Raw genomic sequence first — 23,628 nt, 5'->3', positions numbered from 1 at the left:
AAAATAATAAACAGCGTTTGTCTGTTTGGGTTTCTGATTTTCGCCAGTACTAACACTATCGGCACCCTGACAGGCCACTTTAGTTTTTTTAGTAAATATTTTTAGAAAATCGTCGGGGAAAATTTATCAGCGGGCATAAAAAAAGCCGGAACAGAGGTTCCGGCCAAACATAAAAACAGAGGAATGCGTTGATTTATTGGTATAATTTGTCCGCTACCAGATTAACGCAGCAAGCTCAGCACTGACTGCGGCACCTGGTTTGCCTGTGCCAGCACAGAAGTACCCGCCTGCTGCAGAATCTGACCACGGCTCATATTTGACACTTCAACGGCAAAATCGGCATCCTGAATACGGCTGCGTGCCGCGCTCAGGTTGTTAACCGAGTTGTTCAGGTTATTAATGGTGGACTGCATACGGTTCTGGAATGCACCGAGCTGGCTGCGCTGGGAATCCACTTTAGACAGCGCTTTATCTAAGGTACCCAGCGGACCTTTATCATCAAGGGCTTTTTGATCTGCGGCATCTAATTCAGCAACGCCGGTAAATTCCAGTTTTGCAACGACTGCCGGAGTTCCCGTCGGATTTCCCGGAGTTGCAGTCACAGTCGCTTTTAATGTCACGTCTTTGCCATCAACCTTACCCTGGATATAGACTTTGGTTTTATCAACCGAACCATCCGCCTTCGTTTGGTAAGAGACTTTGGCTCCTTCAATATCTTTATTATTGAATTGAATGCCTTTAAGTCCGTCTTCTGCCGCTTTCAGTGCATCAGCATCTGTACCGGTACCTTTAAGGTCAGCAACAAAATCACCGGCTGATAACATTGCACCGAATTTAGAGGCGGCAATATCCAGTTTATCCAGACCTAAAGAGGCGCCATCCACTTTTTTCAGATCAATATCAATAGTTTCACCATCATTTGTTCCGACCTGGAAACTCATTTTGGTATCAGAAGACAGCACTTTAATACCATTAAACTGGGTTTGCTCTGAAATACGGTCAATTTCTTTCAGGCGCTGACCCACTTCTTCTTTAATAGAGTTAATATCACTCTCTGAGTTAGTGCCGTTCTGTGCCTGGACTGCCAGTTCGCGGATGCGCTGTAAGTTATCATTAATTTCATTGACCGCCCCTTCCGTAACCTGCGCCAGAGAAATACCGTCGCTGGCGTTACGGGATGCCTGGGTCAGACCACGCACGTTTGAGGTGAAACGGTTGGCAATTGCCTGACCTGCCGCATCATCTTTTGCACTGTTAATACGGGCACCGGAGGAAAGACGCTCAATTGCTGTACCTAACACTCCTTGTGAACGATTTAAATTATTTTGCGTAACCAGAGACAGTACATTGGTATTAATAACTTGTGCCATGATGATATTTCCTGTTTTTGAATGAAATAATCTGAATTATTGTTATTCCGCCGTGGCGGGGTAATACTGTTAACGGGAAATAATTCATTTTATTTACAGACAAAAAGTCGCCATATTGTTAATAATCGACATTTATAACCAGCCCATGATGGAATTTATCTTTTCTTCTTTATACGTTCTGACCTCGTTGTAAAACAGAAATTCACCGGCATCTGTTTAATAGAGACAATAAACCGGCTTTATCTGCGCAACTCCACCCATCATTTTTTGTTGTCAACGCTAAAATTATCCCGCAACCAACCGATAACTATGTAAAACCACTTTAATTCAGGAGAAGCACATGGCAGGCATAGCATCGTTAGGGGTTGGCGCAGGGATGGATCTTAATAAGCAAATGGAGATGCTGGAAGCCGCAGAAATGCGCCGTCTGGAGCCATTAGCCGCTCAGAAAACAGCGTGTGATGCTCAGATTAGTGCATTCGGAAAGTTACAGTCTTCACTGGAAAAATTAAAATCAGCGGCTGAAGCCCTGAAAAAATACGACGAAATCAGTACTACTAAAGTCAGCGGTGAATACAAAAGCTTTGATGTGTCAACCGACGGCAAAGCCGTACCGGGGGTTTATGATGTGCGTGTGGATAAATTAGCCAAAGCACAAACCGTTGCCACCGCAGGTCAGAAAGATAATAAAGCCAATCTTGGTGATGGTTCCGCCACACGAACCATTAAAATCACCCAGGGTGACGGTTCTGACCCGAAAAAAGTCTTTGAAGTAACCCTGGATCAAGAACATACCTCATTAATTGAAATCGCTGATGCTATCAATAAAAAGGATAAAGGGGTTTCTGCCGCTGTTGTTAAAGACAGCAATAATGAATTTCATCTGGTTTTAACCTCAAAAACCGAAGGGGTGGATTCCCGTATCAGTGTTGATGTCACCGGTGATGCCAACCTTGCTGATATGATGAACTGCACTTCCACGGTTAAAGAAGTGCCATTAGACCCTGCAAACCCGGGCGGAATCCAGATCAAAGTAACCGAGATGCCCGACACCGGTAAAATGTCGCAAAAAGTTGCCGGTAATAATGCGCGTCTGAATATCAATGGTTTTGATATTGAAGCCAGCAGCAACGTCGTAAAAGATGAATTTCCTGGTCTGAAACTGACCCTGAAAAAAGAGAGTGAAGACGGTAAAGCAGACCATTTGATTATTTCTACTGACATCGAACCATCAAAAAACAAGATCAAAGCATGGGTGGATGCCTATAACGAATATCAGAAACTCAGCAGCGAACTGACGAAATATACGCAGACCGAAAGCGGAAAAGCCGCAGATAAAAGTAATGGCCCGCTGATTGGTGACTCAACTTTGCGTGGTATTCAAAATACGATGCGCAGTCAAATCCGTACGCCAAACGGCAGCGGTGAAATAGACACCATGAACAAACTCGGTATCAAGCAAAAGCTTGACGGTACGCTGGAAATTGATACGAAAATAATGGATAAAGCACTCGGTGAAAACGCATCCAGTGTAAAAGAGTTTTTCGCCGGTGACGGTGAAAAAACCGGTTTTGCCACCGAAAACTTTAATTACCTGAAAAAGACCTTAGACAGCCGTGAAGGGACTATTCACAACGCGACTGATGGTCTGGAGAAAAAGAAAAAAGGCATCGATAAACGTATCGAACAAACCACCAAACAGATTGAGAACTCGATGGATTTATACCGCCGTCAGTTTCAGAATCTGGATAAAATGATGAGTACCCTTAGTGGTACCACCCAGGCACTCGGCAGAATGTTAGGTTAAAAATATGTATCAACGCAAGGCAAATCAGGCTTACCAACAAGTTAATCTTGAAAGTGAAATTACCAATGCCTCGCCATATCAGTTGATCCGGATTTTGTTTAACGGGGCGCTCAGCGCCCTTCGTCGCAGCGAAATCTTTATGGAGCAAAATGATATTGCCGCCAAAGGCAAAGAACTGTCTAAAGCCATTAATATTATCGATAATGGCTTAAAACAGGCACTGGATTATGAGGCAGGAGGTGAACTGGCTCATAATCTGGCTTCACTGTATGACTATATGATTATGCGGTTACTCAACGCTAATATCGAAAATAATGTGACCTATATAAAAGAGGTCTATCAACTGCTCTCCGATCTCGCAGAAACATGGCAACAAATCGGGGCAAATGTGGATGAAAGATAACCAGGTGAGTATTCAAACAACCATCAATTTACACGATATATATAGCCATGTTTTAGTACTGAGTGAGGAACTTGTTACCCTGGCAAAAAACAGTGAATGGGACTCATTAATCGCCCGCGAAACTGATTATGTCAGTGCTGTCGAATATCTGACACACATATCTCATGAACTTGAAAAAGAACAGCCGGTCACCGGCGAATTAGTTGAAGTACTGCAAGCTATCATTGAGAATGAGCGGGTAACAAAAACCTATCTACAAGATCACCTTAACTATCTGAGCAAAGAAATAAAACAGTTAGATCAACAGCGGGTGATTAATAAAAGTTACGGGCAGTTTAATGACCCGGATTATTCAATTAATATTAAACCAATGGAATAACATTTAGCCGGTCAGAACTGTACATTAAAATAATCAAAAATACTCTCTGACCTATTCCGGACGGACGGAACGTTCCACCGCCCGACCGGAACCTTATTACCCGGCCACGTTTTGTGTGCCGGGCTTTACCTGATTGCCTAAAAATAATCCGGCCATCACAGCCAGAAAACCACCGGCAATACTCACCAAAAGGTAGCTGATTCCCGTAGCCAGTAATCCCGGTGATGATATTATTTCAAATGTACCGTACACAAAGCTGCTGAAAGTCGATAATCCGCCCATAATGCCTGTCGCCACAAGCGCATTCACATATTGATTGATACGGTTGCGTTGCAATAGCGCGGCAGTGATCCCCAGCAAAAAAGACGCGATAATATTCGCCGCCAGAATATCAAGAGGGAAACCATCACTTAATGATGGCACGCCCAGCATCAATAATTCACGGCAGATTGCACCAAATGCCCCGCCGACAAAAATCAGAATAACCATATTCATGCTGTTTCCTCACGCCGCAAGCCAGATACCCGTTGCCGCGGCAACAAGACCACACACCACAGAAAGCAGTAAATAACTGAATGCTAATATCCGCTGCTGCGTATTGACGAGTTTTGCCGCATCCAGCTGCATACTGCTGAAGGTGGTATATCCGCCCAAAATTCCGGTTAAAATTGCCGCATGCAGAAAAGAGCCGAAACGATCATGCCAGTCAATAACAAACAATGTGCTTAAAAAACCAATAATAAAGGCACCGGAAATATTAATGATAAATGTCCCCAGCGGAAAATGTCCGTGATAACGCTCCCCGACAAGTTTACCAACCCACCAGCGCAATAATGACCCGCTGCCGCCACCGACCCCAACCCAGAAAATATCTGTCGCCGTCATAATAACCTGCCTGTTGATTACTTTCAGGATAAATACGCATAGCTGACAGTGTAGGTTTTCCGGCTGAATTTCACAATTATATGACAAGAATTAATCAAGTTAATGCAAACGCACTGATATACTCGTCATACTTCAGGATGCCTGGGTGTTGACTGCGCAAAGCCCGCCGGGTCACATAGTTATCTATGCTCCCCGCCAATCTTCGCTTGTCGCCTACATGCATCCCGAATTATTTAGAGTATAGAATAACCCGTTGTGAGTTCCACGCTATAATATCCCGGCATATTTTGTTTCCCGGGAATTTATAATACCGTAAACAGAAAGACACCAGCAGTAATCGCAGAATAAATCCCTGTCCGGAAATAGAACCGCGCTGTCTGCCGTCACGGAACTAATATAGTTTTTCCGTGGTCAAAGAAATACAGAACCGGACTTCCCGTTACTTACTAAGGATTGCTGATGAAACCTGTTTATATTCTTGCCCCCGCTCTTTTATTGCTTGCCGGATGCAGCCACAACTACAGAGCGGACCAGGCCCCTGACCCGTCAAAAATTTTATATATTGATTCTCAGCTGGCTGACTGTGTCGGTGTTGCACCGATGAAGTGCATGAAAGTGAAAGAAAAACCAAATGCTGAATGGGAATTTTTCTACCAAAATATCGACGGATTTACCTATGAGCCGGGCTACTTATACCGGATAGCGGTAAAAGTGACCGATATTCCGAATCCGCCGGCAGATGCACCAAGTGCCAGATATGAATTGTTAACCGTACTGGATAAAGACAGGAAATAAATACATCCGATGAAAAAAGTAATATTACTGATAACCGCCGGTGTTATTGCCGGCTGTTCGTCTGCCCCGCAAAATTCACAAAAAATGGGTATGGCAAACCCGGCATCCGTATATTGTGAACAATCCGGCGGTACACTTAAAATAAAAGATACCGCTGATGGTCAGACGGGTTACTGTACATTACCGGATGGCACTGAAATTGAAGAGTGGGCACTGTTTCGCCGTGACCATAAATAATACCAGCAGGGGCGGTATATTTTCCGCCCCTGTGTTACATAACTGAGTAAGATATCTATACCCAACACTATTCACGCTGCCAACGAACCTGCAGTTTGAATGAATAAGGGTATATTATTTACTTTTAACCAGTTTACAGGTACGACCTTTATCTTCAGCGACACGACCATTAACCGCATCATCTTCCGAAATAGTGGCTAAATTAAACTCGTTCTTTCCTTTCGACCAAATCTGGAAGTTTTCCCCGACATAACGGGCTCCGCTTGCTGCGACAGCGTCTTTCAAAACAATTAATTCATCACTGTATAACATCACTGCCGTTTTTTCATCCGGGAACGATACTTTGATCTTTTGCCCTTCACAATTATAGGTTTCTGTTTTTGCGGCAACGCCGGGCTTGCCAGTAATGCAGAAACTAACGCAATAGCAGATACAGACAGAATTTTACGCATTGATCTCTCCTGAAAACGAGTAATACAGCTATTTATTTTGATGCACATTAATTATGTTCTTATCCCCTGCAACAGGAATAGGATATCTCTTGTTTTTAGCCGGCAGGTAACCGCTGTCAGCATCACATCTAAAAAGACGCCGAAAAAAAGGGAATTGCAAAATTTCACACAATTCCCCTGCCTTCACGACATGACAAAGAAATCAAAAAAAATAAAATTAGTTAAACGTCAGTGTATATTCCACGGTGCCGTTAAAAGCACCCAGCGTTATATTCTGATTTAATTTATACAGATACGCGGTCAGTTTTGAGTCCTTCACCCCGGTCATCGAACCTAATTCAGTTTCCTCGTGTTTGGTTATCCGACGTCCGTTGTAATAAAGCACAAAACCCAGCCCCGGATTATCTGACTCAATGACAGACTCGCCGTCATTAGCGTATTTACTGTTGTTGTTCAGCTTCATCCTGACGGTTTTATTCGCCCGGCTGTCCGAACAACGGATAGCCAGGGTATTTTGTGCCGAGTGTGTGGTTATTCCGGGATTTCCTGTCAGCTGATTGCGCTCAAGCGTGCCGAATTCAAACTTTGTATTATCATTAAGAATTTCACAGTTATCGACCGTCTCAATATTTGCTGATAAATTCAGTTTCAACAGCGTTTCATTACGGTCATTTTTTACACTGCCAATCTGCGCTGAAGCCAGATGAAGCGGGCGCGGATTATCCACTGCCGCGTAAAGAGTAACAGTCGCGCCCGGCAGCATCACACTGCCCTGTCTGCCGGTTACGGTGAGCATTTCCCCCTGAGCGGTAAAATTACGGGCACTTTCAGAACGGATGGAATATGCATAATCCTCGTTCAGGTAATAGGCAGGTACACCGTTAATATCCTTATAATGCCGCGACGGCGCTTCACTGAATGGCTGATGCGCATTTAATTTTACTGTTTCTGACACCTGCTCATCACAAACCGGAACCTGCCCGCCGGTATAGGTCTGTGTCGCCAGCGCCATTCCTGCTGTCACCGTTCCCTCAATCCGCTTTTGCAAATGGTTATCCCGGGTTATATCACCTGACGTGGTAATATCACACGCCGCACTCAGTGCCGTGGCATACAACCCGAGCAAAGGAAGCAGCCAGCGGTAATTCATCATGGAAATCATACTTACCTCGTTATCATCTTTTATTACGGTACATGGTGCGGCTATCACCCGCATCTCACTGACATGTAACGTCAAAAATATAGAGTCCGTTGACTGAGCTCATTTCGCTGAGATCGTAACTGAAGCTGCACTGATATTGATTTTTATCACCCCGGGTTACCGTCAGTTCATCTGCTTCCTGCACACCACTCAAATACACACGGCCATAGTTACTGACATAAAACCGTTCTTCGTTACCGGGTACTGTTGTCGATGCGCCGAACGGTAAGGTTTCACCAAACCGATCACGCAGTGTCACCAGCATTTTTTTACCTATCCGTGTGGAATAATCAGCCAGAACAATGGCTCCGCGTGTCGGGAAAACTTCATTGAGCGGTGTGGCCACTTCTGCATCAGCAGGCAGCGTGTCCGGTGCCAGCCGTAAGATGTTGCTGCGGTACGGGATAAGCTCAGGCACAACTGCCAGACCAAACATATTGGTTTTCGCCCCCGGGTCGTTTTCGATTTTAATTCCGCCGGCACCCGGTGTGCGCACCAGCGCATTTGTTTCACCCATAGGACGAGGTAATCCCCCCGAAAAACCAGAGTGTTCATAAGTGGAATTTTCTCGTAACATGAATCGGGGAGATTTATATGAAAAAATCACGTTTTACTGACAGTCAGATTATCGCGATCCTGAAACAGGCTGAAGCCGGAACACCGGTTCCCGAGCTTTGTCGTGAGCACGGTATGAGCAGCGCGAGCTTTTATAAATGGCGTTCACGTTTCGGCGGAATGGATGCTTCCATGGTTGCCCGCCTTAAGGAACTTGAGGATGAAAACCGGCGACTGAAAAAAACGTATGCCGAAGAACGGCTTAAATCCGAAATCATTCAGGAAGCCATGCAAAAAAAGTGGTAACCACGCCACTGCGTCGTCTGTTGGCTCAGAATGCCGTGGCGGTCAGGGGCATTAGTATTCGTCTGGCTTGTGAAACATTCTGTATCAGCAACAGCGGTTACCGCTATCAGTCAAAACGTAGCGATGACAATCAGCTCATTGCCGATTTACTGACAGAACAAACGACAAAAAATAATCACTGGGGATTTGGATTATGTTTTTTATTTCTGCGGAATGTAAAAGGCTTCCGCTGGAATCATAAACGTGTTTACCGTATTTATTGTGAACTGAAACTGAATTTACGGATTAAGCCAAAAGCCCGGATTATCCGATTACCACCGGCTCCGCTGACGGTGCCGGAAATGATTAATCAGACATAGTCAATGGATTTTATGCATGACCAGTTGAGTGACGGCAGAACATTCCGGACATTCAATGTTATTGACGATTTTAACGGTGAAACGCTGGCCATTGACGTAGATTTTTCATTACCGGCTGCACGGGTTATCCGTTCGCTGGAACAGATTATTGAATGGCGTGGAAAACCGGATTGTATTCGTTGTGATAACGGCCCGGAATATCTGAGCCATCAGTTGCAGGAATGGGCAATAAACAGAGAGATAACGCTGTTGTATATTCAGCCCGGAAAACCACAGCAGAATGCGTATATTGAACGCTTTAACAGGACAATGCGTTATGATTGGCTAAACCAAACTATTTTCAGCCACATTAGGGAAGTACAGGAAGTCGCGACAAATTGGTTATGGCATTATAACCATGAGCGACCTCACATAGGTCTGGGTGGTATTACGCCGATGCAAAGACGGGCCCAGTTAACCACATTCTACTGAAAACCTTTGTCTAAAACGGGGGGATTACCGTATTACGCCGATGCAAAGACGGGCTCAGTTAACCACATTCTACTGAAAACCTCTGTTTAAAACGGGGGGATTACCCCATTTACCGGCTCCTTAAAATGAAAAACCCCGCCGATTGGCAGGATTTGCTGACTTAGTATTTTGTTTTATTTTGGCAGGATTCTACCTGTCAAACTTGCGACCATCTGTCGATTTTAAATACGCATATTCACTATATGGAAGCCTCATGATGATATTATTCCGATCAACGCTATTTCCAAGAACTTTTGCTCGGCAAAGTAGGCTAACCCCGCCCATCTTTCGCATACATATCCCATCGGCACTTTCAAAAAAAACGCATGTCGCCTTTTTTCCACATAACAATCGTTGCGCCATCAGGAACAGACCCTATTGGCTGGACGGTAAAAATGGTTAGTTTATTGTATGCAAACACAGCAATCGCGATAATTAATATAGATAATACGACGATAATTTTCTTTATCACACCAACCCCATTATTAAAGTTTCCATCCACACGCTGCCGATACCTCACCGGCAACCTTATCGATTCCATTCAAATCAAACTCGGCGATCACTTGTGATTTCCCGTATGGGCTATAACCAATTATTAACCCTTTTTTCCCATTAATACTTTTAATGAAAGATACCGCTTTTGGTGCAAATGCTGCATCACCACCCTCACCCATAGTCCACGATGATTTAATAGGCTTTCCGCCATCAATTCTAGTTGTTACGCCAGTGTTGTACCCGCTGCCAAGATAATCATCTATTGATAAAAATGCTTCAGTTTTGTTATTTTCACATCTAATAAATAATGTTCCGCCGCCGCTGGAGGAATGTAACATCCCATAAACATCCGCTTTATCGGTTAATTTATTAGTGTTTATTTTTATCATCCACTCACCTTCATCGCGATAAGCACCATCAGCAGCCGCCACTAGCGGCATGGCACCTATCAAAACACCAACAATTATTTTCCTCACATCCCCACCCTCAATAATTAGTTTCCCTCATGTTAATCATCTGGTGATGCAAATGAAAGCAAAACGGTGTGAGATTTTGAGGTTGGAGCAGAAACAAAAAACCCGCCGTAGCGGGTCTTTATTGTTCTATTTTATCTTGTGGCTCATTGTCATCATTATCATCTGATGCTTGCTGAAATTTAATGTACGTATTCACATTAAACAATGAAAATGACTCTATCTGGTCATAAGGAAGAACATGCCTAAACTGATACAGCGAAAGCGGCTCTGATTCAAATGTGATATTTTCTTTGGCGTAGTGTGAAGTGTAGTTATGTTCAACCTTGAATGACAAGGTGTCTTTGTCTCTATACCCTGACATAAATGGTATCAGCACTAGCGAATTTGTATCCATTCCCTCAAATCTGGCAGCGTCAACCATCCCAGCATAAACTTTACGTGATTTTAAAGTAACCAGAAGCAATAATCCGTCTTGGACTTTATCAAGCGATTCCAGAATTATTCCTTCGATGGCATTGTCTTTTGCTATCTCACGAAACCCTTCAATTCTCTTAGCCGGAGATCGGTTATTTTTTTGAGCTTCTACAGTATTACCAACAGAAATAAGAATGGTCATGGTGAGCCATAATGCCGTCCATGTACTCATTCCTGAGATTCTGAACGATGCTATGTCGCTGGCAAACGTAAAGGGATGGTATAAGTCAAATAGGTATGTGGGAATATTTAATAACCACATAACTAAGTAAAACGAAAAAACAATAAATAGCGATAAGGCGGCACCCTGAATAAGAAATATAGAACCTTTCAGTGCAACATGAAAGTAAGCATTCCAACCCACAGCCTTATTGAGCTTGTACTTTGAAGGTAAGTGAGAATCAACATAGTAATACCCACTTACCAAAACAAGAACTATTACTGCTGCCCACACTTATCTGTTTTCCTGTGTACGTTTTTCAGTAAGTTAATGTTGTTTTCAATCGCTTCTTTAACAATAACACTATTTGGATTTAGAGAAATTGCCCCATTTTTATCCACGAAAAACTTATCAGTGGTGTTAGCCTCTGGTTGTTCTTTTTGGCCATTTGAGCCAAATACCTTTACTACCACCCTCTCAGGCTGGAGGATCGCTTTAATCATGGTTCGAAATAATTTACCCATACGACCTCCTATCGCGGTGTTTTGTGCTGGTTAAGGTTTAGCTCATTGCTAAACATTCTATTTGCTAATAATAGGGTCAAAGTGCCCCTTTGACAACCTCGGTTGTGATAAAAAATTGGTAACTTCGGGTAATATCAGGTAATTACTGGTAACGCTAATCGCTCAATACCGAGGCGATTGTGACAAAAAGCACAATTAACACTTCCAAAAAACGACCGCCACTTTCAGATTTTGTTACCACCCTACACAACTAAGCCCCTTCCGTGGCTTAGTTTGGTTAGTGCTGGGCGCTGAAATCCCCACTCCACCCCAGCGAAGCAACCATCTCATTTATAACAGCAGTACCGGTTCGGATGAGATCCATGTTTCTGTCGCTATACTCGAACCCGCTCTCACACTCCTTCCCGCCGTGAAATAGGTTGTTCCTGACTGTCTTTAACGCCTTCATCAGCTGCGCAAAATAATTATTCCTACTGACTTCATATGACACCTTCTGCCATGCCAATACCGCATTGCTTCCTTCCATTCTGATAATTTGCACCATTGGTGCAAGTTCAAGCAGGCGATTACCAGACTCGGTTCTTTCATTGAATATTTTTTCACTTATCTCTTTATCATCTTTTAATTTATCCCAATTAGGGCTGGCATTATTATTAGCATATTTTTTTTGAAAAACCTTTCACTTTCATTACATATTCAAAACGAGCAAATGCGTAAAAAAACTCAAACATGTCATTTTTGTATTCTTGACTAATGTGTTCAGTAAGCATACCTACTCTCTATTTTTTCGTTTTCCGTTGCGTCAGTAGAGTATACATGTATAAAAGCCTCAGTTAAGAGGCGGCGTGTGAACTGAATCACAAGGCCGTCCATGGCCTGTTGATTATTTAAAACATTTGCCGTAAAGCATATTCATCTTTTGCGACAGATAAATCGCGGTAAACCATCTACCACCGAAGTTCACCAGTATCTGTGTATATTGTCAGTTGATATCTATCGGTGTCAGATAGTCCTACTTGAGTTTCCCGGCTTACTTATAGGGTGCATCAAACTGCGTCCCTTTAGCCTTGCCATCTTTAACCTCACAAATAACTTTTTGCGCCTTTAAGTTCATCCATACTGTTGATTCGTAAGCTTCATTTTCAATATCTCGCTCAACAGTGATGGGATATTCTGAGAAATTAGCGGCACGGCTCAGTATCCTATCTTTGCAAGATTTTATATCCGCAACATCACCACCGCCTGTTTCTTCGTATTCAGTAATAGCCGGATATTTCCCAGATTCAATTATTTTATGTAGTTGCTCTAATGAATATCCCTTACCCTCTCCTCCGGCATAAGCACCAAAGGTAAGCATGGCTGCAGCTGATACTATCAATAACTTTTTCATAGGTACCACCGTTTAGTTTTAAAGCCATGATACTAAGAGACATGTGCTTTATTTGTAGTAAGAAAGAGCCGAAATATTGCGAATATCGATGTTTTATCACGCTTTTTCCCTGCTCACCAGCCGCCGTTTGCCCTTAATCAGATCATCATTACGGGCATCGTCGGCTTTGGTGATGGCTTCATACTCATCAGCAGTGAAGCCCTTCTCGTCCAGATATTTTGCTTTCAGTATCATCACGAATTCGGTGAGGGTTATTTGCTCGGCTTCGCTGCGGGTGATGCTGAAGTGTACACGGGCGGCGCTGATGTACTCGACGGCGTGAAACTCGTCTGAGTATTCATCTTTTTCCTCGTTGCGTTGGAGTTTTCTTACCTTAGCCTTGCCGATAATGCCATGGGTCATCAATTTACGCGCCAGCAGAATGATATCGCGGTAATTCATAGCGCTGTGACGGTACATTATTCCGGATTTACCCGGTCGCCATTCCCCGATAATCTCAGAGCAATCATCATCACAGCATGCCTGCATCACGTTCATTGCTGATGACAGAATGCTGCGCCCGTACACCGGCTTGTTTAACAGTGTTATCAGCCATTCAGGAACCGTGCCGTAAGCGTCTACAGCAGACGCAATGATTTGCTGTACTCTGCGCCATTTAATAGCGTAAACGTGCTCACTATCTCTTTTGGCGACCCGATTCGCGTCATTGCATCCAGTGACGGACGGAACAGGTAACAACTACATGCAAATGCCACTGTCCCAGTTTAAATTTGCATTTAGCAATAAGTATATAAGCGAGGATCTAACGATAAATTTTTCATATTTAAAAAAGGAAAGGCCAACGCCAGACCCGCTATCAGATGATGAACTTTCAAGGCTTATCAGTTGTTGCCCGAATGCTCAGGCTCGTAACATGCTTATATTATCGGTTTATACAGGACTCCGACCTGGTGAGTTAACAGGCTTGGCGTGGGAGGACATCGACATGGTAAACAAAACAATTATGGTTCGCCGTAATGTTTGCGGGCCATCTAAATTCTCTTACCCTAAAACTGATGCCGGAACCAATAGAATTATTCACCTTGTCTCGCCCGCGTTCGATTGTCTGAAAGATCAGGCGGCGCATACAAAGTTAACTCAGCCAGTGGAGGTAACGGTTAGCACCAGGGAATTTAAAAAATTCAGGACAGATCAGTGTACCTTTGTATTTCAGCCAGGACTTGTCAGTGTCAACGGTGGTGATAGTAAGTTTTATTCTCCGGGTGGTTTTTCGCAGATATGGAAATCCCTGATCCGCAGATCAGGCGTAAGGCACCGGAAGTCATATCAGACCAGACATACTTATGCATGCTGGATGTTATCCGCAGGAGCGAACCCTGCGTTCATTGCAGCACAAATGGGACATGCCTCTTCAAAGATGGTTCATGATGTTTATGGCTCTTGGATGCCTGAGAACGACCAAGACCAAATTTCACTACTGAACCAAAAATTGAATCAATCTGTCCCCTATGCGTCCCCGAGCGATGACGAGCGATGACGAGAAACGACAAATTATATTAATTTCAAACAGTTAACACCATCACACCGGCATTGACATAATTTCCTGGTACGCGGCAACCAGCTTGTTGCGTACCTGAATTCCCATTTGCAGGCTCAGGCTGGCTTTTTGCATGTCTACCATAACGTCATTGAGTGAAATATCTGCTTTGCCCAGAGTGAAATCTTCTGTTTTCTTCGCAGACTCTACCCGCGTGGTATTAATCTGATTAACGGCTGAAACCAGATGATCACCGAAGCCCACAGCTTCAACCACAGGTTTGGTGTGGTTTGCAGCCTGTGCTGCTGTTACATTCAGTTGGGAAACAACCCCTTCAATTGCCTGAATTGTCATGTTTTTCTCTTATGCTATTACGGATTAGTAAATTTTCCGGCGCTCTTTTTTTCCTGCAAAAACACCTGTCATATCTTATGCCGCATTACCCTACCACACCCTTTTTAACTTGAAGCCCGTAAATAACACCTAAATTACAGGCTGATTCTGTCATTAGATTTGTTATTCACAGGGAATAATAGCAGCGTAAAAAAGTGACGTTACAAAGAGGGAAATTACGTTGTTTCGCCAAAACTATTTTCACCCGTCAAATCTGCAAGGCAGGGAATGTTTATGAGTGCCGCATCACAAGACACCGGAGATAACAAAAAGGGATTAGCCCTGATTATTGACCGTATTAAGGCCGATCCGAAAGTTCCGCTGATGATCGCGGGCGCTGCCGCAATTGCGATTATTGTCGCACTGTTCCTCTGGATGCGAAGCCCTGATTACCGCGTACTGCTCAGTAATCTGAGTGCAAAAGACGGCGGTGATATTGTCGGTCAGCTGACACAAATGAATATGCCGTATCAGCTTGCGGATAATGGCAGCGCCATTCTGGTGCCTGCCGATAAAGTCCACGAACTGCGTCTGAAACTGGCTCAGGCCGGTTTACCAAAAGGCGGAAATACCGGCTTTGAGCTGCTGGACAAAGAGCAGTTCGGTATCAGCCAGTTCAGTGAACAGGTTAACTATCAGCGTGCCCTTGAAGGGGAACTTTCCCGCACGATTGAATCACTGAGTCCGGTTCAGACCGCGCGGGTTCATCTCGCCATTCCGAAACCGACTCTGTTTGTCCGGGAACAAAAATCCCCGACGGCATCTGTAACCGTTGGTTTACTTCCCGGCCGCGCGCTGGATGAAGGTCAGATAAGTGCCATTGTGCACATGGTTTCCAGCAGTGTTTCCGGATTAACCACCGCCAATGTGATTATTGTCGATCAGGCCGGACGCCTGCTTACTAATAATGATAACAGCCAGCAATCTGTCAGCACTTCACAGATGAAACTGACAAATGAGACAGAAGCCCGTCTCAAACAGCGGATTGAAGACTTGCTCTCCCCGCTGGTCGGTCGTGCCAATGTTCAGGCTCAGGTCACCGCGCAGGTTGATTACTCCAAAGTCGAACAGACCGCTGAAGAGTATAAACCTAATCAGCAACCGGATACCGGCGCAGTCCGTTCGCGTCAGAGCAGCCAGAGTCAGCAGAACAGTAACGGCGGGCCGGGCGGTGTGCCGGGTGCGTTATCTAATCAGCCGGTCAGTGCACCAGCCGCGCCGATAGAAACAGCAAAAGCGGATAATAAGGATGCGAAGGATAACAAAACAGCTTCGCCTGCCGATAATAACCGTAGCGGTAATATTAATTCGCAAAACGATGAAACCACGAATTATGAAGTAGATCGCAAAATAAGTCATACCCAGCGCCAGATTGGTGTGGTTGATCGCCTCTCAGTCGCGGTCATCATTAACTATCTGCCGCAGAAAGCGGAAGACGGTACAGAAGTAATGAAACCGCTGCCGCCGGAGATGCTTAAAGAGATTGAATCGCTGACCCGCGAAGCAATGGGCTATTCCGTTTCGCGCGGCGACAGTCTGAACATCACCAACTCCCGCTTTACGGATGAAGGTCAGGTTACAGAAGAACAATCCGTCTTTACCAGTCCGGTGATTATCGCGCAGGCGCTGGATTACGGAAAAATTCTGCTGCTGTTACTGGTTGGCTGGCTCCTGTGGCGTCGTGGTATCAAGCCACAATGGCAACGTTACCGCAAAGCACAACAGGCTGAGAGCGAAGCTCGTCTGTTTAAAGCAACACAAATGAAAACACCGCTCGTGGCTGATGAAACCATCAGTGATGATATGGATGAGAAAACCCGCCGCCGCCTGACCCGTCAACGTGTCAGTGCAGAGATCCAGAGTCAGCGGATCCGTGAAATGGCAGATAAAGATCCGCAGGTTGTGGCAATGGTTATCAGCCAATGGTTAGGAAAATCACAATGAATTTAAGCGGAACAGAAAAGAGCGCCGTCATGCTGATGACGCTCGGTGAAGACCAGGCTGCAGAGGTCTTTAAACACCTGAATAACAAAGAAGTTCAGCAACTGAGCATGGCAGTTTCCAATATGCGCCAGGTCTCTAACGCCGAACTGGCAGAAGTCCTGACTGAATTTGAGGAAGCGGCGATTCAGTACGCGGCACTTAATATCAATACCAATGATTATCTGCGTTCCGTTCTTATCAAAGCACTGGGCGAAGACAGAGCAGCCAGCCTGCTGGAAGATATTCTTGAGAAGCATGAAAGTGCATCCGGTATTGAAAGCCTCAATTATATGGAGCCGCAGACAGTGGCCGATATTATCCGCGACGAACATCCGCAGATTATCGCCACCATTCTGGTTCACTTAAAACGCAATCTGGCCGCCGATGTGCTTGAACTATTCGACGAGCGTCAGCGCAATGACATTATGCTGCGTATTGCCACCTTCGGCGGTGTTCAGCCGGCGGCTCTGGCAGAACTGACCGAAGTGCTCAATAACCTGCTCGACGGACAGAATCTCAAACGCAGCAAAATGGGTGGCGTAAGAACCGCAGCCGAAATCATCAACCTGATGAAAAGTCAGCAGGAAGAAGGTGTTATCGGTGCAATGCGCGATTACGACGGCGAACTGGCACAACGTATTATCGACGAAATGTTCCTGTTCGAAAACCTTATCGAAGTCGACAACCGCAGCATTCAGCGCATCCTTCAGGATGTTGCCAATGACTCGCTGGTTATTGCACTGAAAGGCTGTAATGAAGAGTTACGCGAACACTTCCTGCGCAATATGTCGACCCGTGCGGCAGAAATGGTGCGTGATGATCTGGAATCACGCTCACCGGTACGTATGTCTCAGGTTGAGAATGAACAGAAAACCATTCTGCTGGTGGTCCGCCGCCTGATGGAAAGCGGTGAAATTGTGATTGGTGGTGGTGACGATGTCTATGTCTGATAAGGAAAATAATCCGCAATGGAAACGCTGGCAGCCGCGGGAACTGAATCAGTGGGATCTCAATTCCTCTGTGCTCCCTTCTCTCTCAGACGTACCGGAGCCGGATGTTCCTAAAATTCCCTGCCTGGAGCCGCGCGAAGTTCTGGAGCAGATCAATCTGCTGGACAATCTGAAAGAAGAAGCACACCGCAGCGGTTTTCAGACAGGTCAGGAACTGGGTGAAAAAGCCGGATATGACGCCGGTTTTGCACAGGGCTTACAGGAAGGTGCGGAACAGGGCCGTCAGCAGGCACTGGCAGAGCAGCAACCGGTTACGCAATCCTGGCAGAAATTACTGTCTGAGTTCAGTTATTCCCTGGACAGCTTTGACAGCGTAGTCACTACAAAATTATTACAGATTGCGCTGACCGCCGCCAAACAAGTGCTCGGACAGCCCGCTGTCTGTGACGGCTCGGCGCTGCTGGAAGAGATAAGCCGTCTTCTGAAACAAAAACCCCTGTTTGCCGGTCAGCCGGAACTGCGGGTAAACCCGGTGCATATTGAGATGCTGGAACAGCATCTCAGCACCCAGCTGAATCTGAACGGCTGGCGGCTGGTGCCGGATCCGCAGTTGCATGCCGGCGGGTGCCGCGTGGTGGCGGATGATGGCGAAATCGACATGAGCGTTGCCACACGCTGGCAGGAGCTGTGCCGGTTATATGCCCCGGAGATCTCATTATGACGGCACGGATTGGCCGCTGGATTAGTGCGCTGGACGGACTGGATGCACGGATGAGCGGCGTGCCGATGACCCGTCATTACGGGCGGCTCACTAAAATTACCGGGCTTGTAATGGAAGCTGAGGGCATCAAAATGCCCCTCGGAGCGACCTGTTTTATCGAGCGTATCATCAACGGCAAAACCGAAGAAGTCATCTGCGAAGTGGTCGGGTTCAATGGCCCGCGCATGCTGCTGATGCCGCTGGCAGAGCTGGAAGGGATAGCTCCCGGTGCGCGTGTTTACGCGCAATCCACCGGTGCGGGCGGGCAGACCAGCCGCCAGTTACCGCTGGGTGATGAGCTGCTCGGGCGGATCCTCGATGCCTCCGGCAATCCGCTGGACGGTAAAGGTCCGCTGGAAGCCAAATTCCGTGCACCGCTGATAACCCCGCCGATTAACCCGCTGGAGCGCAGTCCTATCAAAGACGTGCTCGATGTCGGTGTGCGGGCCATCAATGCCCTGCTGACCGTCGGACGCGGGCAGCGTATGGGATTGTTCGCCGGCTCCGGTGTCGGAAAAAGTGTGCTGCTCGGCATGATGGCGCGCTTTACTCATGCCGATATTATTGTTGTCGGACTGATTGGCGAACGTGGTCGCGAAGTTAAAGATTTTATTGAAAATATTCTTGGCGCAGAAGGATTAAAACGCGCCGTTGTCGTCGCGGCACCGGCAGATGTCTCCCCTCTGCTGAGAATGCAGGGTGCATCCTATGCCACCCGTATCGCAGAGTATTACCGTGATCTCGGTCGCAATGTCCTGTTAATTATGGATTCACTGACCCGTTACAGCATGGCACAACGCGAAATTGCGCTCGCCATCGGAGAACCGCCGGCAACGAAAGGCTATCCTCCGTCAGTGTTCGCAAAATTACCGGCACTGGTGGAACGGGCAGGTAACGGGAAAAACGGCGGCTCTATTACGGCGTTTTATACTGTCCTGACCGAAGGCGATGACCAGCAGGATCCGATTGCTGACTCCGCGCGGGCCATTCTTGACGGCCATATCGTGCTGTCACGCTCACTGGCCGAATCCGGACACTACCCTGCTATCGATATCGAAGCATCAATCAGCCGTGCAATGACAGAACTTATCGACAAAAGCCATTACAAGAAAATACAGCGGTTTAAGCAACTGACGTCTGCCTATCAGCGTAACCGTGATCTGATTAATGTCGGCGCATACGCCGCAGGCAGTGATCCGATGCTGGATATGGCAATTCAGTGGTTCCCGCACATGGCTGGTTTTCTGCAACAGGATATCGATGAACGCTGTGATTACCCGGATGCCTGTGAGCAGCTTGATCAGGTCGTGCCGCAAGCGTAACGAGGCCGTCAATGTCAAAAAATAATGCATTAACCACACTGCTGAGCTTAGCCGAAGATGCCGCTGAAGAAGCCGCAAAAGTACTGGCTCAGGTGCGCCTGACTCACACACAGATGAGTCAGCAGCTCACTATGCTGGAAAACTATCAGGCAGATTACCGCCAGAAACTGAATCAGACATTACACACCGGAATGGCTGCCGATAAGTGGCAGAATTATCAGCAATTTTTAGTCACCCTGGATGTGACAATAGAACAGCAGCAAACCCAGTTAACCGTCTGGGCACAACGGGTCAGTGAAGCAAACCGTCACTGGCAGGAAAAACAGCAGCGGGTAAATGCGTTCGATACTCTGATTCAGCGCGCCGATCATGCACATAATCAACGACAAAACCGGCTGGAGCAAAAGCAGATGGATGAATTTGCCCAGCGCGCTACTTTATGGAGAACCCGATAAATGGATGTCAATGCCGGCACCAAATTGGTCAGTTCAGCTGACAATGCATTGAATAAACAGGAATCCCCTAAGGCAGAAGACGCACAGGCAACGGTTCTGCCGTTTCAGTCCGTCCTTGATGCACAGCAACCCCGCCCGGAAAAACCGGCACAGGTCAGTGCTGCCAATGCCGTAAAGAACAATCCGCATGATAGTGCTGCGCGTAAGCCTGCCGCAGACATAAAGACCACAGCGGCGCAAAAGCAAACCAGTGAAGACACCCTGGCACAGCTTAATTTTTCCCGGCGGTTGCAGGGTGATACCACCACAGCGGATCTTAATCCGAAACTGCTGCAAAGTGCAGAAGACGGAGATACCGCGCTTCCGGCTTCAGATAATGAGGCGGATAATGCATTGCTGGCGGCACTGAGAGAGCGCCTGACCGGACGCGATGGTATGGTTGCGGAAAAACCGGTAACTGATACCAAACTGCGCATTGATGACAGCGGAAAAAATATTACCAAAACCGCAGAAACAGCGCAGGATCAGGAACAGTTGCTGAAAGGCGCAGATAAACCGCTTATCACTGATGAAAAAATTGATGCGCGCACCCTGTTTATTGATGAGAAATCAAAACCGCGTGTCGATCAGCCCCGCTTTTCTTTAGCTGATACCCAAAAAACTGAGCCAAAAACATTACCGGATGATTTTATGCCGCTGAATAAAAAATCAGCGGATACCACAACGCCGTTATCACTGGCCTCTGTCACAGAGAACACCAGTGACAACAGCAAGAGCGCATTCAGTATCAAAACTGAAAACAGTGCTTTTCAGACTGTCACCGCACCCGGCGCACATACTGCACTGCAAAGCCCGGCACTGATGCCGTCTGCCGCCCAGATTTCTGCCACACAAGCTGCAGCACCAACCGCACAGGCGATGCCGCTTACCGGTCAGTTAGGCAGTGAATTGTGGCAGCAGCAGGTCAGCCAGAATGTTGCTTACTTCTCCCGCCAGGGATTGCAGCAGGCACAGCTCAGGCTGCATCCGGAAGAACTCGGCTCACTGAATATTCATCTTAAAATAGAAGATAATCAGGCCGTTATGCACTTTGTTTCACCACACAGCCATGTACGCGCCGCAATGGAATCAATGATGCCGGTACTGCGCAGTGCCCTTCAGGAAAGCGGAATTAATCTGGCACAAAGTTCTGTTGGTCAGGAATACCGTGGCGATCAGCAAAATCAGGGCAATGGTCAGAACGCCGGGCAATCCGGGGAATCCCTGTCTGCCGCCGGAAGTATCACCGCACTGAATATTCCGGGTGATACCACCGTCAGCCGTGTGGCACACAGCGCAGCCCTCGCACGCGGCGGAATAGATACCTTCGCCTGATCCTTATACTAAATGGCGGAGCCCGGAAACTAAAGCCCCGAGTTACCGCCTTTTTGTTTCGTTTTTCCCCCCTTTAGCCCCGCAGAAGCACGCCATAATAGTCGGGTATACAGAGTATGAAACCCCTGACGGGTTTTGCTAAAAGAAATAGGAATTCAGTTAACATGTCGTCTTCACGTAACGCCTCAAAAGGTTCCAATGCCTGGTTACTGGTTTTATTCGCCCTGATTGCCCTCGCGGGAGCAGGTTTTGGTGGCTACAGCTGGTGGTCCCAACAGGACAGTACCACCGCTGCTGCCGGCACCGGAGATGAAAAACGGGCCAATATGCCTGAGCCCATCTTCATGGGGGTTGAACCTTTTACCGTGAACCTGCCCGGCCTGAATAACAGCCGTGATCGCGTGTTATATATTGATATGACACTGCGCCTGGCCAACGAACGTTCCCGTGAACAACTCCATGAATATCTGCCGGAAGTCCGCAGCCGTCTGCTGCTGCTGTTATCACAACAGACATCACAGATACTGGGAACGCATGACGGAAAAATTCAGTTAATGAATGCGGTTAAAACCACACTCGCTCCGACGCTGGTTCCCGGTCAGCCGGATCAGGATATTTCGGATGTGTTATTCACCACTTTTATTCTTCGGTAAAACTGATGAGCGATAACATTTTATCTCAGGCGGAGATCGACGCGCTGCTCAATGGTGATTCGCCATCAGAGCCGCTTCCTGCCGACGAAACACAGGACAAAGATAAGGATCAGGTTCGTCCTTATAATCCGAATACTCAGCGCCGCGTTATCCGCGAGCGGATGCAATCCCTCGAAATTATTAATGAGCGCTTCGCCCGCCAGTTCCGTATGGGGCTGTTTAATATGCTGCGCCGTAGTCCCGACATTACCGTTGGCGGGATTAAAATCGAACCTTATCATGAGTTTGCCCGCAACCTTCCGGTGCCGACCAACCTCAATCTCGTGCACATGCCACCGTTACGCGGAACCGCGCTGTTCACCTTTGAGCCCGCGCTGGTGTACATCGCCGTTGATAATCTGTTCGGGGGAGACGGCCGTTTTCCGGTTCGTTCTGAAGGTAAAGAGTTTACCAATACCGAACAACGCATTATCCACCGCATGCTGAAACTGGCACTGAATGCTTACCGTGATGCATGGAAGCCGATTGCTGACCTGGAAGTGGAATATGTCCGCTCCGAGATACAGGTAAAATTCACCAATATCACCACCTCCCCCAACGATATTGTCGTGACAACATCGTTTTTGATAGAGATTGGTAACACCATTGGTGAACTCAGTATCTGTATCCCGATAGCTATGATTGAACCTATCCGCGAACGGCTGATTAATCCGCCGATGGAACACGGTAATCAGGAAAATGAAGCCTGGGTGTCAAACCTGGTTACACAGGTAAAACATTCTGAGCTGGAGCTGGTGGCTAATTTCGCGGAAATGCCGATGCGCATCTCTAAATTACTGCAATTGCAAAAAGGGGATGTGATCCCTGTAGATAAACCGGATCGCCTGATTGTCAGTGTTGACGGCGTACCTGTATTGACCAGTCAGTATGGCACCCGTGATGGCCAATATGCGTTGCGTGTAGAACATTTGATTAACCCTGTATTAAACACTCTGGACGAGGAAAAAACCAATGAGTGAGGCGAATAACACTCCGGCTGTGAACCCTGAAAATAATGATGAATCTCTGTGGGCTGAAGCGATGGAGCAACAAAAAAAAGCAGAATCCGGAACTCAGAATCCGTTTGATAATCTTGACAGCCAGAATCCGCTGAGTCAGTTGTCTGATATCAATCTGATTATGGATATTCCGGTCCGTCTCTCTGTTGAACTGGGCCGGACAAAAATGACCATCAAAAAACTCCTGAATTTATCACAGGGGTCAGTGGTCGCACTTGACGGACTGGCCGGTGAGCCGCTGGATATCCTGATCAACGGCTATCTGATTGCCCAGGGCGAAGTCGTGGTTGTCTCTGATAACTACGGTATCCGCATCACGGATATTATTACCCCGTCTGAACGTATGCGTCGTCTGAGCCGCTGAT

Annotated in this window: 27 protein-coding genes and 2 pseudogenes; 16 read left to right on the top strand and 13 right to left on the bottom strand. The window is 46.6% G+C overall.

What is annotated here, in order from left to right:
• Window positions 1–221: 221 nt before the first annotated feature.
• Window positions 222–1,370, bottom strand: a complete 1,149-nt coding sequence (locus AYY17_RS14230) for a FliC/FljB family flagellin (RefSeq protein ID WP_067424613.1) — start codon at window positions 1,368–1,370, stop codon at window positions 222–224.
• Between the two features lie 340 nt (window positions 1,371–1,710).
• Here AYY17_RS14230 and fliD point away from each other — a divergent pair, with 340 nt between their 5' ends.
• From fliD to fliT, 3 genes are read left to right on the top strand one after another with little or no spacing between them, the layout of a single operon-like run.
• Window positions 1,711–3,177: a flagellar filament capping protein FliD gene (gene fliD / locus AYY17_RS14225; protein WP_067424612.1), complete on the top strand. Its 1,467-nt coding sequence runs from the start codon at window positions 1,711–1,713 to the stop codon at window positions 3,175–3,177.
• A 4-nt stretch (window positions 3,178–3,181) separates the two neighbouring features.
• Window positions 3,182–3,580 carry a flagellar export chaperone FliS gene (gene fliS / locus AYY17_RS14220; protein ID WP_067361623.1) on the top strand — a complete coding sequence of 133 codons (399 nt, stop codon included), beginning with the start codon at window positions 3,182–3,184 and terminating at the stop codon, window positions 3,578–3,580.
• Window positions 3,570–3,959: a flagellar protein FliT gene (gene fliT, locus AYY17_RS14215; RefSeq protein WP_067402251.1), complete on the top strand. Its 390-nt coding sequence runs from the start codon at window positions 3,570–3,572 to the stop codon at window positions 3,957–3,959. Before fliS ends, fliT begins: the two co-directional genes overlap by 11 nt.
• Before the next feature lie 96 nt (window positions 3,960–4,055).
• On the opposite strand, the gene AYY17_RS14210 is transcribed toward fliT, so the two are convergent.
• Window positions 4,056–4,454 carry a CrcB family protein gene (locus AYY17_RS14210; RefSeq protein ID WP_067402252.1) on the bottom strand — a complete coding sequence of 133 codons (399 nt, stop codon included), beginning with the start codon at window positions 4,452–4,454 and terminating at the stop codon, window positions 4,056–4,058.
• Window positions 4,455–4,463: 9 nt separating this feature from the next.
• Window positions 4,464–4,844, bottom strand: a complete 381-nt coding sequence (gene crcB, locus AYY17_RS14205) for a fluoride efflux transporter CrcB (RefSeq protein WP_067424611.1) — start codon at window positions 4,842–4,844, stop codon at window positions 4,464–4,466.
• A gap of 459 nt (window positions 4,845–5,303) precedes the next feature.
• On the opposite strand from crcB, the gene AYY17_RS22380 reads away from it, so the two are divergent.
• Both AYY17_RS22380 and AYY17_RS22375 read left to right on the top strand, forming a co-directional pair.
• On the top strand, window positions 5,304–5,639 hold the full coding sequence (locus AYY17_RS22380) for a DUF4377 domain-containing protein (protein WP_067424610.1): 336 nt from the start codon (window positions 5,304–5,306) through the stop codon (window positions 5,637–5,639).
• A 9-nt stretch (window positions 5,640–5,648) separates the two neighbouring features.
• Window positions 5,649–5,876, top strand: a complete 228-nt coding sequence (locus AYY17_RS22375) for a putative hemolysin (RefSeq protein WP_067424609.1) — start codon at window positions 5,649–5,651, stop codon at window positions 5,874–5,876.
• A 114-nt stretch (window positions 5,877–5,990) separates the two neighbouring features.
• Here the strand turns inward: AYY17_RS22375 and AYY17_RS22640 are convergent.
• From AYY17_RS22640 to AYY17_RS14180, 3 genes and pseudogenes are all read right to left on the bottom strand, one after another.
• Window positions 5,991–6,328 (bottom strand): annotated as a pseudogene (locus AYY17_RS22640) (MliC family protein).
• Window positions 6,329–6,545: 217 nt separating this feature from the next.
• Entirely contained in the window at window positions 6,546–7,565 is a 1,020-nt protein-coding gene (locus AYY17_RS14185) for a fimbrial protein (protein WP_156656715.1), read from the bottom strand.
• Window positions 7,546–8,046, bottom strand: a complete 501-nt coding sequence (locus AYY17_RS14180) for a fimbria/pilus outer membrane usher protein (protein WP_067424606.1) — start codon at window positions 8,044–8,046, stop codon at window positions 7,546–7,548. Before AYY17_RS14180 ends, AYY17_RS14185 begins: the two co-directional genes overlap by 20 nt.
• A gap of 77 nt (window positions 8,047–8,123) precedes the next feature.
• Between AYY17_RS14180 and AYY17_RS14170 the strand changes: the two are divergent.
• A pseudogene (locus AYY17_RS14170) lies at window positions 8,124–9,220 on the top strand (IS3 family transposase).
• Window positions 9,221–9,572: 352 nt separating this feature from the next.
• Here the strand turns inward: AYY17_RS14170 and AYY17_RS22360 are convergent.
• The 6 genes from AYY17_RS22360 to AYY17_RS14135 form a co-directional block, all read right to left on the bottom strand.
• Window positions 9,573–9,731: a hypothetical protein gene (locus AYY17_RS22360; RefSeq protein ID WP_235845396.1), complete on the bottom strand. Its 159-nt coding sequence runs from the start codon at window positions 9,729–9,731 to the stop codon at window positions 9,573–9,575.
• Window positions 9,732–9,744: 13 nt separating this feature from the next.
• Window positions 9,745–10,230 carry a hypothetical protein gene (locus tag AYY17_RS21335; RefSeq protein ID WP_067424604.1) on the bottom strand — a complete coding sequence of 162 codons (486 nt, stop codon included), beginning with the start codon at window positions 10,228–10,230 and terminating at the stop codon, window positions 9,745–9,747.
• A gap of 118 nt (window positions 10,231–10,348) precedes the next feature.
• Entirely contained in the window at window positions 10,349–11,158 is an 810-nt protein-coding gene (locus AYY17_RS14155; RefSeq protein WP_067424602.1) for a hypothetical protein, read from the bottom strand.
• Window positions 11,143–11,388, bottom strand: a complete 246-nt coding sequence (locus AYY17_RS14150; RefSeq protein ID WP_067424600.1) for a hypothetical protein — start codon at window positions 11,386–11,388, stop codon at window positions 11,143–11,145. Before AYY17_RS14150 ends, AYY17_RS14155 begins: the two co-directional genes overlap by 16 nt.
• A 1,030-nt stretch (window positions 11,389–12,418) precedes the next feature.
• Window positions 12,419–12,778 (bottom strand): hypothetical protein, encoded by a 360-nt coding sequence (locus AYY17_RS14140; protein ID WP_067424598.1) that lies wholly within the window; start codon window positions 12,776–12,778, stop codon window positions 12,419–12,421.
• Window positions 12,779–12,874: 96 nt separating this feature from the next.
• A complete protein-coding gene (locus AYY17_RS14135) occupies window positions 12,875–13,516 on the bottom strand; it encodes a DUF6246 family protein (RefSeq protein WP_235845395.1) in 642 nt (213 codons plus the stop codon).
• A gap of 4 nt (window positions 13,517–13,520) precedes the next feature.
• Here AYY17_RS14135 and AYY17_RS14130 point away from each other — a divergent pair, with 4 nt between their 5' ends.
• Window positions 13,521–14,315: a tyrosine-type recombinase/integrase gene (locus tag AYY17_RS14130; protein WP_082981402.1), complete on the top strand. Its 795-nt coding sequence runs from the start codon at window positions 13,521–13,523 to the stop codon at window positions 14,313–14,315.
• Window positions 14,316–14,357: 42 nt separating this feature from the next.
• Here the strand turns inward: AYY17_RS14130 and fliE are convergent, their stop codons facing one another.
• Window positions 14,358–14,669, bottom strand: coding sequence for a flagellar hook-basal body complex protein FliE (gene fliE / locus AYY17_RS14125; RefSeq protein WP_067424596.1), 312 nt, complete (start codon window positions 14,667–14,669; stop codon window positions 14,358–14,360).
• 273 nt (window positions 14,670–14,942) lie between these two features.
• Between fliE and fliF the strand changes: the two genes are divergently transcribed.
• The 9 genes from fliF to fliN all read left to right on the top strand — a co-directional run bounded on the left by fliF (window position 14,943) and on the right by fliN (window position 23,627).
• Complete coding sequence (gene fliF / locus AYY17_RS14120; protein ID WP_067424594.1) at window positions 14,943–16,652, top strand: flagellar basal-body MS-ring/collar protein FliF; 1,710 nt, start codon at window positions 14,943–14,945, stop codon at window positions 16,650–16,652.
• Window positions 16,649–17,641 carry a flagellar motor switch protein FliG gene (gene fliG, locus AYY17_RS14115; RefSeq protein ID WP_067424592.1) on the top strand — a complete coding sequence of 331 codons (993 nt, stop codon included), beginning with the start codon at window positions 16,649–16,651 and terminating at the stop codon, window positions 17,639–17,641. The genes fliF and fliG overlap by 4 nt, the downstream gene beginning before the upstream one ends.
• The gene (gene fliH / locus AYY17_RS14110; RefSeq protein WP_067424590.1) at window positions 17,634–18,362 is read left to right on the top strand and encodes a flagellar assembly protein FliH; all 729 of its coding nucleotides are present in this window, start codon (window positions 17,634–17,636) and stop codon (window positions 18,360–18,362) included. Before fliG ends, fliH begins: the two co-directional genes overlap by 8 nt.
• Window positions 18,359–19,723 carry a flagellar protein export ATPase FliI gene (gene fliI, locus AYY17_RS14105; RefSeq protein WP_067424588.1) on the top strand — a complete coding sequence of 455 codons (1,365 nt, stop codon included), beginning with the start codon at window positions 18,359–18,361 and terminating at the stop codon, window positions 19,721–19,723. Before fliH ends, fliI begins: the two co-directional genes overlap by 4 nt.
• Before the next feature lie 11 nt (window positions 19,724–19,734).
• Window positions 19,735–20,178, top strand: coding sequence for a flagellar export protein FliJ (fliJ, locus tag AYY17_RS14100; RefSeq protein WP_067402289.1), 444 nt, complete (start codon window positions 19,735–19,737; stop codon window positions 20,176–20,178).
• Window positions 20,179–21,552 (top strand): flagellar hook-length control protein FliK, encoded by a 1,374-nt coding sequence (locus AYY17_RS14095; RefSeq protein WP_067424585.1) that lies wholly within the window; start codon window positions 20,179–20,181, stop codon window positions 21,550–21,552.
• A 164-nt stretch (window positions 21,553–21,716) separates the two neighbouring features.
• A complete protein-coding gene (gene fliL, locus AYY17_RS14090) occupies window positions 21,717–22,205 on the top strand; it encodes a flagellar basal body-associated protein FliL (RefSeq protein ID WP_067402295.1) in 489 nt (162 codons plus the stop codon).
• Window positions 22,206–22,210: 5 nt separating this feature from the next.
• Window positions 22,211–23,224 carry a flagellar motor switch protein FliM gene (gene fliM / locus AYY17_RS14085; protein WP_067424583.1) on the top strand — a complete coding sequence of 338 codons (1,014 nt, stop codon included), beginning with the start codon at window positions 22,211–22,213 and terminating at the stop codon, window positions 23,222–23,224.
• Window positions 23,217–23,627: a flagellar motor switch protein FliN gene (gene fliN / locus AYY17_RS14080; protein ID WP_067424581.1), complete on the top strand. Its 411-nt coding sequence runs from the start codon at window positions 23,217–23,219 to the stop codon at window positions 23,625–23,627. The genes fliM and fliN overlap by 8 nt, the downstream gene beginning before the upstream one ends.
• Window position 23,628 lies beyond the last annotated feature (1 nt).

This window comes from Morganella psychrotolerans, from assembly GCF_001676055.1.
In the GTDB taxonomy this organism is placed as follows: Bacteria; Pseudomonadota; Gammaproteobacteria; order Enterobacterales; family Enterobacteriaceae; genus Morganella; species Morganella psychrotolerans_B.
Note: the sequence above shows the minus strand (reverse complement) of the source record. Positions and strands in the feature narration are given on the sequence as shown.

Excerpts from the sequence above, each read along its gene's own strand:
- AYY17_RS14230 (WP_067424613.1), bottom strand. The coding sequence starts at position 1,370 with ATGGCACAAGTTATTAATACCAATGTACTGTCTCTGGTTACGCAAAAT.
- fliD (WP_067424612.1), top strand. The coding sequence starts at position 1,711 with ATGGCAGGCATAGCATCGTTAGGGGTTGGCGCAGGGATGGATCTTAAT.
- fliS (WP_067361623.1), top strand. The coding sequence starts at position 3,182 with ATGTATCAACGCAAGGCAAATCAGGCTTACCAACAAGTTAATCTTGAA.
- fliT (WP_067402251.1), top strand. The coding sequence starts at position 3,570 with ATGAAAGATAACCAGGTGAGTATTCAAACAACCATCAATTTACACGAT.
- AYY17_RS14210 (WP_067402252.1), bottom strand. The coding sequence starts at position 4,454 with ATGAATATGGTTATTCTGATTTTTGTCGGCGGGGCATTTGGTGCAATC.
- crcB (WP_067424611.1), bottom strand. The coding sequence starts at position 4,844 with ATGACGGCGACAGATATTTTCTGGGTTGGGGTCGGTGGCGGCAGCGGG.
- AYY17_RS22380 (WP_067424610.1), top strand. The coding sequence starts at position 5,304 with ATGAAACCTGTTTATATTCTTGCCCCCGCTCTTTTATTGCTTGCCGGA.
- AYY17_RS22375 (WP_067424609.1), top strand. The coding sequence starts at position 5,649 with ATGAAAAAAGTAATATTACTGATAACCGCCGGTGTTATTGCCGGCTGT.
- AYY17_RS14180 (WP_067424606.1), bottom strand. The coding sequence starts at position 8,046 with ATGGGTGAAACAAATGCGCTGGTGCGCACACCGGGTGCCGGCGGAATT.
- AYY17_RS14150 (WP_067424600.1), bottom strand. The coding sequence starts at position 11,388 with ATGGGTAAATTATTTCGAACCATGATTAAAGCGATCCTCCAGCCTGAG.
- AYY17_RS14140 (WP_067424598.1), bottom strand. The coding sequence starts at position 12,778 with ATGAAAAAGTTATTGATAGTATCAGCTGCAGCCATGCTTACCTTTGGT.
- AYY17_RS14130 (WP_082981402.1), top strand. The coding sequence starts at position 13,521 with ATGCAAATGCCACTGTCCCAGTTTAAATTTGCATTTAGCAATAAGTAT.
- fliE (WP_067424596.1), bottom strand. The coding sequence starts at position 14,669 with ATGACAATTCAGGCAATTGAAGGGGTTGTTTCCCAACTGAATGTAACA.
- fliF (WP_067424594.1), top strand. The coding sequence starts at position 14,943 with ATGAGTGCCGCATCACAAGACACCGGAGATAACAAAAAGGGATTAGCC.
- fliG (WP_067424592.1), top strand. The coding sequence starts at position 16,649 with ATGAATTTAAGCGGAACAGAAAAGAGCGCCGTCATGCTGATGACGCTC.
- fliH (WP_067424590.1), top strand. The coding sequence starts at position 17,634 with ATGTCTGATAAGGAAAATAATCCGCAATGGAAACGCTGGCAGCCGCGG.
- fliI (WP_067424588.1), top strand. The coding sequence starts at position 18,359 with ATGACGGCACGGATTGGCCGCTGGATTAGTGCGCTGGACGGACTGGAT.
- fliJ (WP_067402289.1), top strand. The coding sequence starts at position 19,735 with ATGTCAAAAAATAATGCATTAACCACACTGCTGAGCTTAGCCGAAGAT.
- AYY17_RS14095 (WP_067424585.1), top strand. The coding sequence starts at position 20,179 with ATGGATGTCAATGCCGGCACCAAATTGGTCAGTTCAGCTGACAATGCA.
- fliL (WP_067402295.1), top strand. The coding sequence starts at position 21,717 with ATGTCGTCTTCACGTAACGCCTCAAAAGGTTCCAATGCCTGGTTACTG.
- fliM (WP_067424583.1), top strand. The coding sequence starts at position 22,211 with ATGAGCGATAACATTTTATCTCAGGCGGAGATCGACGCGCTGCTCAAT.
- fliN (WP_067424581.1), top strand. The coding sequence starts at position 23,217 with ATGAGTGAGGCGAATAACACTCCGGCTGTGAACCCTGAAAATAATGAT.